Below are 15,255 nucleotides of genomic sequence, written 5' to 3' on the forward strand. Positions count from 1 at the left end.
CCGGGCCGACCGAGGGACAACCGCCGTCGTGTCCGCCCCGCAACTCGCCACCGCGCTGTTCGACTCCCACGCGCTTGGGGCACGGACTCCCCCGCCCGCGGCGGAGCCCCGCGGCACCGCGTCCGGCGGCACCTCCCCGGGAGGGGAACGGCCAGGACTGCGGCCGGGCGCGTACGTTGACGGGGCACGGTGACTGCCTAATGTCCGGGCTCCGTGCCCAGTGGGCGGTCGAGGGGACGCACGAGAGGACGCGCGATGCGACGGCAGGACACCTCCGGACGGGACCATGATCTCGTCCTCTACGGCGCGACCGGCTTCGCGGGCTCCCTCACCGCCACCTACCTGGCCGCGCATGCTCCCCAGGGCTGCCGCTGGGCGCTGGCCGGGCGCAACACCGCGAAACTGGAGCGGCTGCGCGACCGGCTGACAGCGATCAACCCAGACTGTGCCGACCTGCCGCTGCTGCGGGCCGACAGCGGCGATCCCCACGCGCTGCGCGCCCTCGCCGCTGGTACCAAAGTGCTGGTGACGACTGTCGGGCCGTATCTGCTCCACGGTGAGCCGCTGGTCGCCGCATGCGCCGCGGCAGGCACCGACTATGTCGATCTGACCGGTGAGCCGGAGTTCATCGACCGGATGTATGTGCGTCACGATGCGACGGCCCGCGCCTCCGGGGCGCGCCTGGTGCACGCCTGCGGATTCGACTCCGTCCCGCACGATCTGGGGGTGCTCTTCACGGTGGGGCTCCTCCCCGAAGGCGTCCCCGTGCGCATCGACGGCTTCGTACGGACCAACGCCACCTTTTCCGGCGGCACTCTGGCCTCGGCACTGACCGCCGCATCGCGTCCGGTCGCCATGGCACAGGCCGCCCGCGAGCGGCAGCGGGCGGAGCCGCGACCGGCCGGCCGTACGGTGCGGGCACCCTTCGGGCCACCGCTCCGGAGCGATGAAACGCGCACCTGGGGCGTGCCGTTGCCGACCCTCGATCCTCAGGTCATCGCCCGCTCCGCCGCCGCGCTGGACCGTTACGGGCCCGACTTCCGCTACCGCCACTACGCAGGCGTACGACGGCTGCCGGTCGCCGTCGGCGGAGTGATGGGGGTGGGAGCCCTGTGCGCAGTCGCCCAGGTTCCCGCCGCGCGGCGCTGGCTGTCGCGGCGCCTGGAGCCGGGTGAAGGGCCGGGCCCCGAGCGGCGCGCACGCAGCTGGTTCAGGGTCCGCTTCGTCGCCTCCGGCGGCGGCGAACGCCTGATCACCGAGGTCGCGGGCGGTGACCCCGGCTACGACGAGACGGCGAAGATGCTCGCCGAGTCGGCGCTCAGCCTGGCCTTCGACGACCTGCCGGAGACCGCCGGGCAGGTGACGACCGCGGTTGCCATGGGGGACGCGCTGACGGCCCGCCTCCAGGATGCGGGCATCACGTTCCGCGTCGTCCAGGGGTAGCCCGGCTCTCCTCGCCTCCCCCCGTCAGGCGTCGGCGAGCGCCCTCCGGCACAGCGCGTCCGCGGCCCGGGTCGTCTCGGGAAGCCGGTAACGCGCTGCCAGGTGGAGTGTTTGCGCACAGGCACGGTCGAGACCGACGCGATGCCCCACGGAGACGAAGACCGGCTTGACCCCCCTTTGGGTACGCAGCGCACGTCCCACCTCCTCGGTCCCGTCCAGAAGCGGAGAGGTGGCGCCGCGGTCCGGTCCGGGAGGCGCGTAGCGGAAGGTGAAGGGGTTCTTGGCGACCCCGATGGTGGGCAGCCCGGTCAGCACTCCCAGGTGGCTGGCGAGCCCGAAGCGGCGCGGGTGCGCCAGCCCGTAACCGTCGCAGACCACGAGGTCAGGGGTGCGGGTGAGACGGGCGAGGGCGTCGAGCACGGTGGGAATCTCACGGAACGCCAGCAGGCCGGGGACGTACGGGAAGGAGATCTGCCCGACGGCGGTCGCCTCGTCGACGACGGCGCACGTACGGGCGTCCAGCGCGACGGCGGCAGCGGCGACGACGTCACGTGCGTCGTCGTAGGCGACGTCCACCCCGACGACCGTGCCCTCGAACCCCGGTTCCGGACCGGGCTCATCGAGCCGTACGCAGGGCCGCAACCGGTCCTGGACGGCACGCGCCTGGTCTTCGTCGGCCGGCCAGTTCCGCAGTTCGTCGTCGCAGGAGAGCGTTCCGGGAGTGTCCATGGTGACCACCACGCTACCGAACCGGTGAACGAGCCTCTGGCCAGGCCGGGATACCTGATCATGATGCGTTGTCAGTGGCCCTCGGTACCTTGGTGAGCGTGAACCCGGACCCGCCCGTACGCTGCGGGCACACAGCTTCCACCCGGCGCTCGGCGCCCTGCCCCGGGAGATCGCGGCACTTCCGGGACCTGTACCCGCTACCCGCAGCGGAGACGGGCCCGCGGCGTGCGCCGCGCCCGCGGGGACACCTGCTGCGGCATCCGCCCTGGCCTGCGCATCCTCTTCCCGTCAGAAGCCGTACTTCCGCCTGATATCTCGTCTATATTGCACCCATGTTCGTACTGGAGCTGACCTACACCGCGCCCCTCGAACGCGTCGACGCCGTCCTTCAGGAGCACCGGGAGTGGCTGGAGAAGGAGTACGCCGCCGGGCACTTCCTCGCCGCCGGCCGCAAGATCCCGCGGGACGGGGGCGTGATTCTCGCCGCGGGGACGGACCGTGCGACCGTCGAGCGGATCGTGACCGAAGACCCGTTCGCCCTCGCCGGGGTGTGTGAGTACCGGATCACGGAGTTCGCGGCGACGACGACCGCCCCTGCGCTGGAGCAGTACCGGGAACAACTGCCGTCCTGAGCGCCCGAGGGAGGAACAGTTGCCCCGTCCCGTCAGCCGGGCAACCGCCCCTCCCCGGTACTACGGAGCCGTGGTCGGAGGCACCGCTGAGCCACTGAGCGAGCCGGAGCTCGCGGGAACGGGCGTGGGCGACGCGGGCCAGCGCCCCCCGTTGCGCCAGTAGTCCTGGATGTCCTCCAGCTGACGCCCCTTGGTCTCGGGAGCGGTGGCGGCGGCGAAGACCAGCGCGGCGAGCGCGAGGACGCCAAGGCCCGCGAAGGTCAGGGCCGCGCCGGCCCAGGCCATCACAGAGGGGAAGAACTGGGCGATCAGGAGATTGGCCACCAGGTCGGCGGTGAGCATCACCGAAGCCCCGGTCGAGCGTAGTTGGGCGGGGAAGGCCTCGCTCGCATAGACCCAGATCAGCGATCCGAAGCCGAAGTTGAAGGCTGCGGTGAACAGCAGGATCGCGGCGAAGCCCACCCAGGTCGAGGCGCCGTGCAGCTCGCCCCTGGCGAAGACCGCGGTCAGGACGGCGAGCATCGCGACCATCGTGCCGATACCGCAGAGCAGCACCACCCGGCGGCCGAGTCGGTCGATGATGAGGAGGGCGAGCACGGTCGCGGCCAGCGAGGCGAGCTGGACGAAGGACGGCAGCAGGAAGTTCTGGCCGTCGCCGGTGAAGCCCATCTCCTCGAAGATCTGCGGGCTGTAGTACGTCACGGCGTTGATACCGGTGATCTGGCAGAAGAAGCCGAGGCCGACGACGAAGAGCGCGGCACGGGCGTACGGCTTGCGCAGCAAGGAGCGCGCCGATCCACCGCTCTCCTGGGCGAGCGCGGACGCCACGACAGCGACCTCCTCGCGCGGATCGACGTCAGGATCGGTCATGGCCATGACCTCGACGGCTCGTTCCGTACGCCCCTTGAGGACATACCAGCGTGGCGTGTCCGGCAGCCTGAGCAGCGGGATCAGCACGAGTGCGGCGGGGATCGCGGAGAGACCGAGCATCCAGCGCCAGTGACCACCGCCGGACAGGCCCCAGTTGACGAAGTACGTGATCACGATGCCCGCGACCGTGGCCACTTGGTAGGCGGCGACGGAGGCCCCGCGGATACGCGCCGGAGTCGATTCGGCGACATAGAGCGGGGCGGCGACGATCGAGATGCCGATGGCGATGCCGAGCAGGAAGCGAACGGCATCCAGCACGACGACGTTGGGCGCGACGGCGGAGAGCGCCACGAATACGGCGTACGAGCCGGCGACGATCAGCATCGCCGCCTTGCGGCCCAGGGCATCGGCGAGCTTGCCGCCGATCAGCGCGCCCACGATGGAGCCGAACACCAGGATGCTGTTGACCAGGCCCTTTTCGGCCTCGGTGAGATGGAAGTCCTTGCTCAGGAACACCAGGGCACCAGAGATGCTGCCGGTGTCGTAGCCGTAGATGACGCCGACGACGGCGCCGGTGAGCGCGAACAGTCTGCCGGTGCGGCGTGCGGTCCCGGGTGAGGGGGGCGGGGGCGTCGCGGAGAGCGTGGCAATGGACACGGGAAGTCCTTTGTGCGGCGGAGCGGGCCTTGCTGCATGACTGAGCTGCGTGACTGGCACTGCGCGGGTGAACTGCACACTCGAAACGCGTGAGTGATCTTGCAAGTATTCGGCGCTTTTCACGCAGCTGTCAACAGCTTCTCCCACTTCCCTGCACTCCCCCGCGCCTCCCTGCACGCACTCCCGACACCCCGCGAAAACCCCGCCTTCACGCACATAGGGCCGGTTCACAGGTCCCCGCCAAGCGGCTGATCCACCCCTCCCCTCTGGCGCATCCGCCCGAACGAGGGATGGAAGCTCGGCAAGTTTCTGCGTACAGTCGATTGCAACGAACGCAAATATTGCACTTTCACGCAGCCATGCGGACGCAGAAGCGCGCAGAGACGCAGACGCACGGACGTCCAGACCGACGAGCACATGCACATCGCAGGAGGGTGGGCCATGAGCGAGATCTCGTACATGGAGCAGGAACTGCACAGCCAGCCGGAGACCTGGCGGGAGGCCGCGCGGATCGGGGCGGCCACGACCCCGCTGCCCAAGGCCGGACAGCGGGTGGCCGTTGTCGGCTGCGGCACCTCATGGTTCATGGCGCAGTCGTATGCGGCACTGCGCGAGGCAGCCGGACAGGGGGTGACGGACCCCTTCGCCGCCTCCGAAGCGTTCCTCGGTACCGACCGCGGCTATGACGCGGTGGTCGCGATCACCCGGTCCGGCACCACGACCGAGGTGTTGCGCGTACTCGACGCGGTCAAGGGGCGTATCCCGACGGTGACGATCCTCGGTGCCCCCGCGACGCCGGCGGCGGCGGTCTCCGACGAGACGGTCGCGCTTCCCTTCGCCGATGAGGAGTCGGTGGTGCAGACCCGTTTCGCGACGACTGCGCTGACGGTGCTGCGTGCACAGCTGGGCGAGGACGTCTCCCGGGCGGTGACCGACGCGGAGGAGGCACTGGCCGCCCCGGTGGACAAGGAATGGGTGGACGCCGAGCAGTTCGCCTTCCTCGGGACGGGCTGGACGTTCGGTCTGGCCAACGAGGCGGCACTCAAGATGCGGGAGGCGTCGCAGAGTTGGACCGAGTCGTACCCCGCTATGGAGTACCGCCACGGTCCGATCTCGATAGCCGCACCCGGCCGGGTGACCTGGCTGTTCGGTCCGGTACCGGACGGGCTGGAGGCCGATGTGGTGCGGACCGGGGCGCGCTTTGTGTGCCATGCGCGCGATCCGCTGGCCGATCTGGTGCTGGTCCAGCGGGTGGCGCTGGAGCGAGCCCGCGCCCGCGGCCTGGACCCGGACAACCCCCGCGGTCTGACCCGCTCGGTGATGCTCGAAACGCCGTCCGCCTCGTAGACGCCCGCCTCCCCAGGTCAACCCGCCTTCCCTGTCAATCAGCCCCGTCCGCAAGGGAGCCAGCCTTCGATGCCCCTCGTTCCGACCTCATCGATCGTGGACGCCGCGCGTGAGGCGCGGGTCGGTGCCGCGGCCTTCAACGTCATTCATCTGGAGACGGCCGAAGCACTCGTCACCGCCGCCGAGCGCACCGCGATCCCGTTGATCCTGCAGATCAGCGAGAACTGCATCCGTTACCACGGCAGCCTGCTACCCCTCACCCGCGCCACACTCGCCCTCGCCGAAGGCTCCACGGCCCCGATTGCGGTGCACCTCGACCACATCACCGATGCCGAGCTGGTCCACCAGGGCATCGCCGCCGGGGTGGGCTCGGTCATGGTGGATGCCTCCGCGCTTCCGTACGAAGAGAACGTGGCCACCACCGCCGAGCTCACCGCCTGGTGCCATGACCGTGGCGCCTATGTCGAGGCGGAACTCGGCGAGGTCGGCGGCAAGGACGGGGTCCATGCGCCGGGGGTGCGCACGGATCCGGACGAGGCCCTGGCCTTCGTCCGGGCGACGGGGGTGGATGCTCTCGCCGTGGCCGTCGGGTCCTCCCACGCCATGCATGAGCGCACGGCCGTACTGGACAAGGCCCTCATCCAGGCGCTGCACGCCACTCTGCCGGTGCCGCTGGTACTGCACGGTTCGTCCGGTGTGCCCGACGATGAGCTGCGGCGGGCCATTGCCGCAGGAATGACGAAGATCAATATCTCCACTCATCTGGTCTCCGTCTTCACTCACTCGATACGGCACACGCTGGGCGCCGACCCCTCGCTCGTGGACTCCCGGAAGTACCTCAAGCCCGCCCGGGAGGCAGTGGCCGACGAAGCGGCGAGGCTGCTGGAGGTGCTGGGCACTCCGGCGACGGTGCCGGACCAGTACGCAGCCCAGGCGCCGGCCCGGGGGTGAGACACCCGGGGGCGGGACGGCGGCAGGCGGTCACCGCCTCGGCGGCGCTTCGCCGCAGCCGAGGGGAGGTGCCGGTGCGGCGGAGCACGAGGGCGCCCACGGCGCGTCACTGTGACCTGCTGCGACGAATTAGGCTCGCGCCATGAAGCGCCATGAACGGATGAACGCACTGCTCGAGCTGCTCGGCGACCGAGGCCGGATGGACGTCGAGGAGGCGGCGACCGAGCTGGAGGTCTCGGCTGCCACGATGCGGCGCGACATGGACGCCCTGGCCGAGCAGCAGTTGCTGACCCGCACCCGGGGCGGGGCGGTGCTCAGTTCGGTGGCGTACGACCTGCCCATTCGGTACAAGCATGCGCACCGGTCGGAAGAGAAGGAGGCAGTGGCCCAGGCCGCGGCGAAGCTCGTCGAGCGGGGGCATGTGGTCGGGCTGAGCGGCGGCACGACGACCACGGCGATCGCGCGGGTGCTGGCCACCCGTGCGGACTTCGCGGAGGCCGGCCCGCAACCGCATCTGACGATCGTCACCAACTCCCTCAACATCGCCAATGAGCTGGCCGTGCGGCCGCAAATCAAGATCGTGCTCACCGGTGGAGTGGCGCACTCGCGGTCATTTGAACTGGTCGGGCCCTTCAGCGAGTTGGTGCTGCAGCAGATTTCTGTCGATATCGCGTTCATCGGCGCCAACGGCATGGACCCGACGATGGGGGCCACGGTGCACGACGAGGCGGAGGCCCGGGTCAACCGCCTGATGGCCGAGCGTGCCCGGCGTGCGGTGATCGTCGCGGACTCGTCGAAAATCGGCGAGCGCTGCTTCGCCCGGGTCGGCGACGCGGATGTCTTTGACACCTTCATCACGGACAACGGAGCGAAGGAGGCGGTCCGACGGGAATTCTCGGATCGAGGGCTGAAGGTGGTGGCGGCGCGCCCGCCCTCGGGCGAGTGACACCGGCCGACAGCCGGAGAGGAGGCCGGCCCACTTGCCCCGCTCACCTCGCTTGCCCCGGCCGCAACCCCGGCCCGACCGTCCCGGCTCGCTCCCGACCATTGCCCCGGCCCGATCATCCCGGCTCGCTCCCGACCATTGCCCCGGCCCGATCACCCCGGCTCGCTCCCGACCTGCCCACCTGCCCGGCCTCGTTCCGAAAGGGCTACTCCTGTGTCGCGGTCTTGTCCCTGTGTGACCCCCGGGGCTGCTTTTCTCTGGGTGGGTATGGACAATGGGAATGAACGTGCGAACCCGGTGTGGGCTTCGCGGGGGTGTCCGAGGTTTCCAGCGGGGGAGATGACGTGCGGAAGTTCATGGCCATAGCGCTGGCAACGGTGACGTGCAGCGCCTCTCTGACGATGCTCAGCGCCTCGACCGCGGCAGCGGCCGACCGGCCGCCACACTGTGTGGTGGTGCGGAAGTACTTCAACAAGGGCCATCAGCGCTATGTCCGCCTGACGAACCTGTGCAGCCGGCGCACCGCGTGCTACACCATCATCGTCCCGCATCAGCGCGACCCCTACGGGAGCCTCCCCAAGGGCACGACGAAGGATGTCCGCTACGGCACGACCTGGGCCTCGCGGGCCCTGTACGTGAAGAACAGCTCCTGCTGAGCGGGCGCCGACAGGGCGCTGCGCCGTAGTTGATCCGGTGCGCGGGCCGCCGCGCCCTTCCCGGGTGGGTCAGGCGCGTACGGCGACGCCGTCCAACACCATGGAGAGGTACTGGCGGGCGATCTCCTCGGGACTGTGCTGTCCGCCCGGCCGGTACCAGCTCGCCGCAACCCAGACGGTGTCGCGGACGAAGCGGTAAGTGAGCCGGATGTCGAGGTCGGCCCGGAAGACTCCGTCCGCCACCCCGCGTTCCAGTGTGCCCAGCCAGGCCTTTTCGAACTTCCGCTGCGAGTCGGCGAGATAGCCGAAGCGGGACTGCCCGGCCAGGTGCCTGGACTCCTTCTGGTAGATGGCGACGGCCGCGCGGTGCCGGTCGATCTCCCGGAAGGACTCGGTGACCAGGGCCTCGATGGTCTCCCTGGGGCCGAGCCCGGCGGCGAGTACGGCGTCGTAGCCGTCCCACAGCTCGGTCAGGAAGCTGGAGAGGATCTCGTCCAGCATCGATTCCTTGGAATCGAAGTGGTAGTAGAGGCTGCCCGCGAGCATCCCCGCCTCGTCGGCGATACGGCGGACGGTGGTGGCGTTGTAGCCGTGTGCGGCGAATACCTCCGCCGCGATGTTGAGCAGTTCGCGGCGGCGCTCCGGTGACGCGTTCGCGGTCGTCGTCTTCTTCTTGGCGGCTGGCACCTGGCCATTGTCGCCCCCTGCGCCGGCCCTCTCCCCTTCCGCTCCGCCTATCACCTCCCGCTCGGCCTGTTGCCTCCTCCTCTTACCTCCTCTCCCGCTCGGCCCGCCTCTCGCTCGACTCATTGCCGCCTCTCCCGCTCTACCCATTGCCTCCCCTTCCGCTCCGCCACCCCCTTCCCCTCCCTCTCTGTCAATCCGCTCCCCCTGGTGCCGCTCCCGGTCCGGAGCTCTGCTCCCTGACGCCCGGCGTGACGAGAGGCATTTATTTCGCCAGTAAAACACCTGTTAATCTTCTGCCATGGGGAAGCATGCAAGACGGACCGGGAAGGGCGCGTACGCCGTGGCGGGAAGTGGTGCGGTGCGGGCCCGGCCGCTGCCCCTGCGGAGCACCGTGCGGCTGCGCCGGCCCGTCGACATCTGGCACAAACCGGCACTCAGCGCGGTGGCGGCGCTGGCGATCCCCGATCTCACCTTGTTCTTCCTCGGCCGGCTGGATCTGATCCTGTACACCTCGGCAGGAGCGATGTGCGCCCTGTACGCGCACGGTCTTCCGTACGCCGCCCGCGCCCGCACGCTGCTGTGGGTGGTGCTCGGAATGGTCGCGAGCCTCGGCATCGCACTGACCGCCGCCTCGCTGACCACGTCGACCGCGCTGCTCGTCGTGTTCGCCTCACTGCTGGCCGCGGTCCACAAGATGGTCTGTGATGCCACGCGTATCGGTCCGCCGGCGAACATCATCCTGACGTTCATCACGGCCTCGGCCTTCTTCGTGCCGCAGCGTCTCGGCCAGGTACCCCTGCACATGGCGGTGGCGCTCGGCGCCGGAGGACTCGCCTGGCTGGTCTGTATGGCGCCGGCCCTGATACGGCCGCAGGGGCCGGAGCGGATCGCCGTCGCCCGCGCGCTGGAGGCCGCGGCAGGGCTGCTGCGTACTGCCGATCAGGGCTTTGGCGAGGCGGAAGGGACCGGTGGGGCACCCCGCGGTGAGGCACCCCACGGTGGGGAGCCCGCTGGTGGGGAGCCTGCTGGTGGCGCCGGCCGGGAATCCGCTGGGGGCGGACCCGCCAGTTGGAAACCCGCTGACGGGGAACCCAGCGGTGAGAAACCCACGGGTGAGGAACCCGCCGGTGTGGCGCAGGCGCGGCATGCCACTGCGGCCGCCGTGAACGCCGCCTGGCACACCCTGTTTCTGGTTCCGGTGCACACCTCGGCGAGAGCCGCCGCGCGGGCCGGGCTCGAACGCCTGCTGGTGCGGGCCGAATCGGTGCTGGGCCACGACGGCCGGTCCGCCGCGGGCGAAGCCGAGCGGCTCGGCGCCTGGGCCCGTGAACTGCGCAGCGGACGGCCGCTGCCACGGGTTGCGCTCTCGGCCGTGCAGGCCGAGGAACTGGTGGGCGTCGCCGAGGAGGCGCGGGAGCCATGGCGGCCTGCGCCCGGCCGTCCGCGCGGGGTGCGCGCGGTGCTCGCCCGTCTCGCGCCCGGGTCACCGCTGCTGCCCATCGGTGCGCGGGTCGCCGCCGGGTGTGTGCTGGCGGGCTGGGTGTCGATGGGCATCGGCGTCGGGCACCCGTACTGGGCCGTGGTCACCGCGGCCTCCATCTACCAGGCCAACACCACGCTCTCCTGGCAACGGGCGCTCCAACGGACCCTCGGCAACCTTCTCGGGCTGCTGCTCTACACCGCGCTGCTGCCCCTGACGCACCTAGGGGAGCTCGCGATGGTCGGGCTGGCGCTGGCCTTCCAGCTCGGCGCGGAGGCCTGCATCACCCATAACTACTGGCTCGGCTCGGTGTGCGTCACACCGATGGCGCTGCTGTTGACCGAGTTCGGCGGGCGGCTGCCGGCCGGCACGCTGATCGCCGACCGCTGGATCGACACCGTGGTGGGCGCGGTGGTGGGGCTGGCCTGCTGCGTCGTGATCACCAATCGGCGGGCCGCCCACCGTATCGAGGCCGCCCTGGGGCAGGTTGCGGCCGCGGAGACCGCCGCCTTGCGGCTGCTCGTGGCGAGTACCGCTCCCGGGGCGGACGGCGCCCGGGAATCCGGTGGGGCCCACGATGTCGGCCGGGCCCGGGGCACCCACCGGGACCAGGAGACCGACCGAGACCAGGAGACCGGCCGGAACCGGGAGACCGACCGGGACCAGGAGATCCGCTGGGCCCGTGACCGGCTGGCCGCGGGGCTGGTCGAGCTCCGCGAAGCCGTGGAGGTGGCGGCCGGCGAGTGGTGGCTACACGCCCTCCCCGAGGAGCGGATCGCCCGTGCCGAGCAGCAGGGCCACCGGACACTGGCCGGCCTCGTCCGCCGGCGTCCGGTACCGGTTCCGGCCGCCTGACCCACGAGCGCCCGGCGCGGCGGCCGGCACCGCGGCAGGCACAATTGCAGGCGTACGGCATGGTCGAGAGGAGTGTGCGGGTGACCGAGGACATCGTCGCGGGGGTGCTGCGCCAGTGGCAGCAGGTGCACCCCGGGCTGGACACCGGCCCGATGGCGGTGATCGGGCGGCTCAACCGCTGTTCCGCACTGCTGCAGCAAGCGGCGGATGCGCCACTGCGGAAGGCCGGACTCACCCGTCCCGAATTCGACATCCTCGGCACCCTGCGCCGGATGGACCGTGAGCTGACCCCCGGCCGGGTGGCCCGCGAGACCTTTGCGTCCGGTGCCGCGGTGACCAAACGCGTACGGCAACTGGAGGAGCGTGGGCTGATCGCCCGTCGCCCCGACGACCGGGACCGCCGCGTCGCGCATCTCTCGCTCACTGACGAAGGACGCGCGACCATCGACCGGCTGCTGCCCGAACAGTTGCGGTACGAGGCGGCGCTGCTCGAAGGCGTCGGCGATCAGCGGCAGGAAGAACTCTCCACGGCCTTGGCCGAGTTGCTGGTGGTGCTGGAGGGGCGGCTCGGCAGCCTGATGGAGTAACGACGGCCACCGGGGTGGGTGGGAGTGGGCCGACGTGAGACAGCCACCCGGAGGCGGGGCCCGCGCTTGCGCTTCGGGCCCGCCACCAGGCCCGCCACTCGGACCACTGCTGGGCGCCACCGCCAGGCGCCACCGCCACCAGGCCCCGCCTCCCGAACCACCGCCGGGAGCCGCCGCCAGGCCCCGCCGTCACAGCTCCGGTCCTGCGTTCCGTCCTCCGTCACGGCTCCAGTCGTGCGATCCGTCCTCCGTCACGGCTCCAATCGTGCGATCCGTCCTCCGTCACGGCTCCAATCGTGCGATCCGTCCTCGCTCACCCGCGGCCCAGCAGCCCAGGTCCGGGGCGCAGTCGACGGTGTCGTACGAACCCTGGTCGAAGGTGTGCCAGGTGCGGCCGCCGTCGAGGGTCAGATCGCTGCCGGACGGGCCGACCGCCACGGCGAGGCGCCGGGAATGCGGGAGCCAGGCGGCGCCGGAACGGTAGGCCTTGGGAGGTTCGGCGGCCGGTGTCCAGGTCCTGCCGGCGTCGTCGCTGACCGCGGCGGCGCGGGGCGAGGGCTGGCCGGGGCGGAAATCACCGCCGACGGCGAGGACATGGGTGCGGTCGCGGGCGGCGAGCGCGAAGACACCACGGGCCGGGTCGCCCGCCGGTATCGGGGTGTCGGCGACCGACCAGGTACGGCCGCGGTCGGCGGTGTGCAGGACGCGGGCGGTGGCCGCGCCACCGGTCGCGATCCAGGCATCACGGCTGCCGGTGGAGACCAGGCACTGGCCGCCGGCGGCGAATGCGGCTTCGCCCGGCTGGGCGGGCGGCATGCCCTTCGACGGCAGTACGCGCCAACTGCGTCCGCCGTCCGCTGTGGACAGGATGCGGTACCTGCCGTCAACGGGGTCGCTGAGCGCGATGCCGTGCCGCCGGTCGAAGAAGGTCAGGCAGTCGTAGAAGGCGTGCGGGTCGCTGTTGCGGAAGCTTTCGGTCCAGGTGGCGCCGGCATCGTCGGTACGGAAGACCCGCGAGGCCTCCCCCTCACCGATCGCGAGAACCACCGCACGGCGCGCATCGAACGCCTCGATGTCGCGGAACTCCAGGGCGCCGGCACCGGGTGGGGAGACGTCGCTCCAGTTCTTGCCGCCGTCGTGGCTGCGCAGCACGGTGCCCGCCGTACCGGCGACCCAGGCGGTCGTACGGCTGACGGCCGCCAGGCCGCGGAAGCGGGCGGTGCTGCCGCTGTCCTTGAGCCGCCAGCCGGCGTGCGGGGCGGTGAGCGATACCGCCGTTGCCGGCTCGGCGCCTTCCGGTACCGGTGGCACCGCGGGTGAACCCGCCGGGGCCGCGGTCGCCGGCCCGGCTGCCATGGCGGCAAGCACCGCCATACCGGCGGCCATGGCCGCCGCCCGCCATCGAGCCCTACGGGTACGCAGCACCCGCCGCGTGCCCCGATCCCCTTCCCCGGGCCGGCCCGGCTCCTGGTCCTGGTGCCCTTCCCGGCCCCCGTGACGTTCCCGGTCCCGTGCCCGTTCCCTGCACAACAAGCGTCCCGTGCGTCGCAATTCGCCCCACCCCGCTCTGGTTGTGGGCTGGAAGCTAGCCCAGCCCGAACCGGTCGTCCAGACCGCCGCCCAAGGCACTGCCCGGACCACCATCCGCACCACCGCCCGGACCACCACCCGCGGCTGCCGCCGAACCACCGCCCGGACCACCGCCCGGACCACCGCCCGGACCACCGCCCGGACCACCGCCCGCAGCTGCCGATACCCGCCCCATCGCACCCGTTCGCCGACGCCCCCGCACGGCAACCGCGCACACCACCAGCCCTGCGAGTGCGCCTGACGCCCCATCAGATCGGCCAATCGGCGCTCCATCGCGCCCCCTGACGCACAGCAAAGAGGGCATTTACGTACATTCGAAGGCCCGTGATGCAGGTCACGCGGGAATCCAATGCACCTGGCGTGATGACCTACGCGTCCTAGTGGTCACAGCACCAACGATCCGCACCGAATGCAAGGGAGCCGGCGATGTCCAGCGTCATCGACCAAGCCGTTCAGGCCCGTCTCATCGCGACCGCTCCCCGGTCGCAGGTGATCCCGGCGAGCCTGCGTTACGACCGCGCCGATCCGTTCGCGGTGCGTCTGATCTTTCCGCCCGCCGCGTCGCTGGACGGGGCCGAGGTGACCTGGACGTTCGCGCGGGAGCTGCTGGAGGAGGGCCTGTGCGAGCCGGCCGGAGCGGGTGATGTGCAGATCTGGCCGTACGACACCCACGCCGTGGTGGTGGAGTTCCATGCCGTAGGAGGCATGGCCGTGGTGCAGTTCGAGGCACAGGAACTGCGGACCTTCCTGACCCGGTCGTACCGGATCGTCGCGAAGGGTGAGGAGGCGCGGCATCTGGATGTCGAGGCCGATCTCGTCGCCCTGCTGCGCGAGGCGTAACTCTCCCTCTACCCCTACCCCTCCCCCTCCCCGGAGGACGACGGCAAGGGCGCGGATTTCGAGAGCCGCGGATTCCGAGAGCCGCAGACCCCGAGAGCCGCGGCCACCGAGGACCGCAGGCGCCAAGGACCGTGGACGCCCCGCCCGCGCTCGCGGCGATGACCCCGGCCCGCGTTCCACTCACACCCGCTCATACCCGCTCACACCCGATCCGCCCCGAAGAGGTTCGCCAGCTGCAGATCCAGCAGCCGTAGCGCGGTTTCGGGGTCGTGCACACCCAGCAGGACATAGGTGGCGAGCCCGTCGGCCGTGCTGATCAGCAGCATCGCCTCGTCCTCCGTGGCGCGTTCCGGCGGCAGCTCGCCGCGCTCCGCGGCCAGCCGTAGTTGACCGGCGAAGAAGGCACGGAGCTGGGGAATGCCGTTCTCGGCCTCCGCACGCAGGGTCTTGTCGTGCACGGCGCGGGCGAAGTAGGCGGCGCCCACCAGCAGCCCGGTACGGCTCTTGTCGTCGAGCGGCAGCATGCCGGACAGACAGGCGCGCAGCACCTCACGGGGCGTCGGCTCCCTTGCCGGGCCCCCGGCCGGCCCCCCGGCCAGTGCCTCGATGCGGGCGCGGATCCGGTCCGCGGCCAGCCGGTTGATGTGCCGGAGGGCGAAGAGCAGCATCTCGTCCCTGGTGCGGAAGTAGTGCTGCAGCCGGCCGAGCGAGATCCCGGCCTCCGCCGCGACATCGCGCAGGCTCGCCCCGTCCAGCCCGCGGGTGCTCGCAATCCGCCACAGCGCCTCGGAGATCTCCTGGCGTCTGGCTTCGTGGTCCACCTTCTTGGGCACGGATGACCTCCCTCCTACCGCGCGCGACCCTTCGCAAGTCTCCAGCTCATGGCTCAGCTCATGACTCAGCTCATGGCTCAGCTCATGGCTCCGACTCACGACTCCACGCATGATTCCGCGCATGGCTGCGCGCATGACTCCGACTCAGGGGG

15 protein-coding genes are annotated in these 15,255 nt (G+C 71.0%); 10 read left to right on the plus strand and 5 right to left on the minus strand.

The annotated features are described in order from the left end of the window. Positions 1–255 precede the first annotated feature (255 nt). A complete protein-coding gene (locus tag D9V36_RS07200; protein WP_129293030.1) occupies positions 256–1,443 on the plus strand; it encodes a saccharopine dehydrogenase family protein in 1,188 nt (395 codons plus the stop codon). A 24-nt stretch (positions 1,444–1,467) separates the two neighbouring features. On the opposite strand, the gene D9V36_RS07205 is transcribed toward D9V36_RS07200, so the two are convergent. Beyond that, the gene (locus D9V36_RS07205) at positions 1,468–2,172 is read right to left on the minus strand and encodes an endonuclease V (protein WP_129293031.1); all 705 of its coding nucleotides are present in this window, start codon (positions 2,170–2,172) and stop codon (positions 1,468–1,470) included. A 332-nt stretch (positions 2,173–2,504) separates the two neighbouring features. Between D9V36_RS07205 and D9V36_RS07210 the strand changes: the two genes are divergently transcribed. Next, positions 2,505–2,804, plus strand: coding sequence for a YciI family protein (locus D9V36_RS07210; protein ID WP_129293032.1), 300 nt, complete (start codon positions 2,505–2,507; stop codon positions 2,802–2,804). Between the two features lie 60 nt (positions 2,805–2,864). Here D9V36_RS07210 and D9V36_RS07215 read toward each other — a convergent pair whose 3' ends face one another. Next, on the minus strand, positions 2,865–4,331 hold the full coding sequence (locus tag D9V36_RS07215) for a sugar porter family MFS transporter (protein ID WP_129293033.1): 1,467 nt from the start codon (positions 4,329–4,331) through the stop codon (positions 2,865–2,867). A gap of 441 nt (positions 4,332–4,772) precedes the next feature. On the opposite strand from D9V36_RS07215, the gene D9V36_RS07220 reads away from it, so the two are divergent. From D9V36_RS07220 to D9V36_RS07235, 4 genes are all read left to right on the plus strand, one after another. Then, positions 4,773–5,678, plus strand: coding sequence for an SIS domain-containing protein (locus D9V36_RS07220; protein ID WP_129293034.1), 906 nt, complete (start codon positions 4,773–4,775; stop codon positions 5,676–5,678). A 69-nt stretch (positions 5,679–5,747) separates the two neighbouring features. Beyond that, positions 5,748–6,629 carry a class II fructose-bisphosphate aldolase gene (locus D9V36_RS07225; protein ID WP_129293035.1) on the plus strand — a complete coding sequence of 294 codons (882 nt, stop codon included), beginning with the start codon at positions 5,748–5,750 and terminating at the stop codon, positions 6,627–6,629. A gap of 142 nt (positions 6,630–6,771) precedes the next feature. Then, positions 6,772–7,575 carry a DeoR/GlpR family DNA-binding transcription regulator gene (locus D9V36_RS07230; RefSeq protein WP_129293036.1) on the plus strand — a complete coding sequence of 268 codons (804 nt, stop codon included), beginning with the start codon at positions 6,772–6,774 and terminating at the stop codon, positions 7,573–7,575. A gap of 344 nt (positions 7,576–7,919) precedes the next feature. Then, positions 7,920–8,231 (plus strand): hypothetical protein, encoded by a 312-nt coding sequence (locus tag D9V36_RS07235; protein ID WP_129293037.1) that lies wholly within the window; start codon positions 7,920–7,922, stop codon positions 8,229–8,231. Between the two features lie 69 nt (positions 8,232–8,300). Here D9V36_RS07235 and D9V36_RS07240 read toward each other — a convergent pair whose 3' ends face one another. Then, a complete protein-coding gene (locus tag D9V36_RS07240; protein WP_129293038.1) occupies positions 8,301–8,918 on the minus strand; it encodes a TetR/AcrR family transcriptional regulator in 618 nt (205 codons plus the stop codon). 298 nt (positions 8,919–9,216) lie between these two features. Here D9V36_RS07240 and D9V36_RS07245 point away from each other — a divergent pair, with 298 nt between their 5' ends. Both D9V36_RS07245 and D9V36_RS07250 read left to right on the plus strand, forming a co-directional pair. Continuing rightward, positions 9,217–11,253: an FUSC family protein gene (locus D9V36_RS07245; protein ID WP_129293039.1), complete on the plus strand. Its 2,037-nt coding sequence runs from the start codon at positions 9,217–9,219 to the stop codon at positions 11,251–11,253. An 80-nt stretch (positions 11,254–11,333) separates the two neighbouring features. Continuing rightward, on the plus strand, positions 11,334–11,840 hold the full coding sequence (locus D9V36_RS07250) for a MarR family winged helix-turn-helix transcriptional regulator (protein ID WP_129293040.1): 507 nt from the start codon (positions 11,334–11,336) through the stop codon (positions 11,838–11,840). A 282-nt stretch (positions 11,841–12,122) separates the two neighbouring features. On the opposite strand, the gene D9V36_RS07255 is transcribed toward D9V36_RS07250, so the two are convergent. Next, positions 12,123–13,226, minus strand: coding sequence for a WD40/YVTN/BNR-like repeat-containing protein (locus D9V36_RS07255; RefSeq protein WP_241720741.1), 1,104 nt, complete (start codon positions 13,224–13,226; stop codon positions 12,123–12,125). A 187-nt stretch (positions 13,227–13,413) separates the two neighbouring features. Between D9V36_RS07255 and D9V36_RS40735 the strand changes: the two genes are divergently transcribed. Both D9V36_RS40735 and D9V36_RS07265 read left to right on the plus strand, forming a co-directional pair. Then, entirely contained in the window at positions 13,414–13,671 is a 258-nt protein-coding gene (locus D9V36_RS40735) for a hypothetical protein (protein ID WP_164992843.1), read from the plus strand. 185 nt (positions 13,672–13,856) lie between these two features. After that, positions 13,857–14,270: an SsgA family sporulation/cell division regulator gene (locus tag D9V36_RS07265; RefSeq protein WP_129293042.1), complete on the plus strand. Its 414-nt coding sequence runs from the start codon at positions 13,857–13,859 to the stop codon at positions 14,268–14,270. A gap of 200 nt (positions 14,271–14,470) precedes the next feature. On the opposite strand, the gene D9V36_RS07270 is transcribed toward D9V36_RS07265, so the two are convergent. Beyond that, complete coding sequence (locus tag D9V36_RS07270) at positions 14,471–15,103, minus strand: TetR/AcrR family transcriptional regulator (RefSeq protein ID WP_129293043.1); 633 nt, start codon at positions 15,101–15,103, stop codon at positions 14,471–14,473. Between the last annotated feature and the right edge of the window lie 152 nt (positions 15,104–15,255).

Origin of the sequence: Streptomyces lydicus (assembly GCF_004125265.1) — a bacterium.
In the GTDB taxonomy this organism is placed as follows: Bacteria; Actinomycetota; Actinomycetes; order Streptomycetales; family Streptomycetaceae; genus Streptomyces; species Streptomyces lydicus_C.

Coding starts and splice junctions, on each gene's coding strand:
- D9V36_RS07200 (WP_129293030.1), top strand. CDS start 256: ATGCGACGGCAGGACACCTCCGGACGGGACCATGATCTCGTCCTCTAC.
- D9V36_RS07205 (WP_129293031.1), bottom strand. CDS start 2,172: ATGGACACTCCCGGAACGCTCTCCTGCGACGACGAACTGCGGAACTGG.
- D9V36_RS07210 (WP_129293032.1), top strand. CDS start 2,505: ATGTTCGTACTGGAGCTGACCTACACCGCGCCCCTCGAACGCGTCGAC.
- D9V36_RS07220 (WP_129293034.1), top strand. CDS start 4,773: ATGAGCGAGATCTCGTACATGGAGCAGGAACTGCACAGCCAGCCGGAG.
- D9V36_RS07225 (WP_129293035.1), top strand. CDS start 5,748: ATGCCCCTCGTTCCGACCTCATCGATCGTGGACGCCGCGCGTGAGGCG.
- D9V36_RS07230 (WP_129293036.1), top strand. CDS start 6,772: ATGAAGCGCCATGAACGGATGAACGCACTGCTCGAGCTGCTCGGCGAC.
- D9V36_RS07245 (WP_129293039.1), top strand. CDS start 9,217: ATGGGGAAGCATGCAAGACGGACCGGGAAGGGCGCGTACGCCGTGGCG.
- D9V36_RS07255 (WP_241720741.1), bottom strand. CDS start 13,226: ATGGCCGCCGGTATGGCGGTGCTTGCCGCCATGGCAGCCGGGCCGGCG.
- D9V36_RS07265 (WP_129293042.1), top strand. CDS start 13,857: ATGTCCAGCGTCATCGACCAAGCCGTTCAGGCCCGTCTCATCGCGACC.